The organism is Oleiphilus sp. HI0066, assembly GCF_001635725.1.
In genome coordinates, this window is record NZ_LWFH01000310.1 from 1 (window position 1) to 613 (window position 613).

The following is a 613-nucleotide window of genomic DNA, read 5'->3' on the forward strand; positions in this document are numbered from 1 at the left end:
ACAGCGATGACATAGATACTTCCACCAAACGCGGTTCCCTTGTCATTGGTATTCGGATCTAGCGGCGCTTCAAAAACAAGTCTATTTCCATCATAAGAATGTACCGAAATCTCTGCAGCACGAGCCAAAGGCACATTAAGCATAAAGAAGTCTTGAAGTGCGCGTGCTGCGATATCGTGTAATGCATTCATTCGGTATAGATCTCAAAAAAGAATAGGCGCGAAAGTATACCGCAAATCAAATATAAACCTAGTTGCATCACCGCATGCATACTAACTCGAATACATTAAGCGGCGATGCAAACCGAACTACTAAAAAGCGACGCAAGAACAATGCAAGAACTACGCAACCTCAACTTTGACATTTTGTGCTTGCGCGCGAAGCTGATGCTCAAGACCTGCTGGCAGATTCAATGCTTTTGAGAGCAGTGATAAATGCCTGTATTCAGACTCGTCATCAAGCTCAATTGTCAAACAAGAAGCAAGATAAATCTCTGCCTTTTGCTCCATTGAATCGAACTGTCCAACTATCTCAACCATGAGTACAGGCTGCAGGAATAGATTCAACAACTCACTCTTCACATTCACACTCAAATCTAACCTGTTAACCGTTT

Annotated in this window: 2 protein-coding genes; both read right to left on the reverse strand. The window is 42.6% G+C overall.

Features of this window, described 5'->3' with window-relative positions; all coding sequences use genetic code 11:
• Window positions 1-191, reverse strand: a 191-nt coding sequence (locus A3738_RS04545) for a YiiD C-terminal domain-containing protein (protein WP_197473590.1), incomplete at its 3' end; no start/stop codon positions are given.
• A 150-nt stretch (window positions 192-341) separates the two neighbouring features.
• Window positions 342-613 (reverse strand): DUF533 domain-containing protein (locus A3738_RS04550; RefSeq protein ID WP_156503955.1); only part of this gene is annotated, 272 nt, incomplete at its 5' end.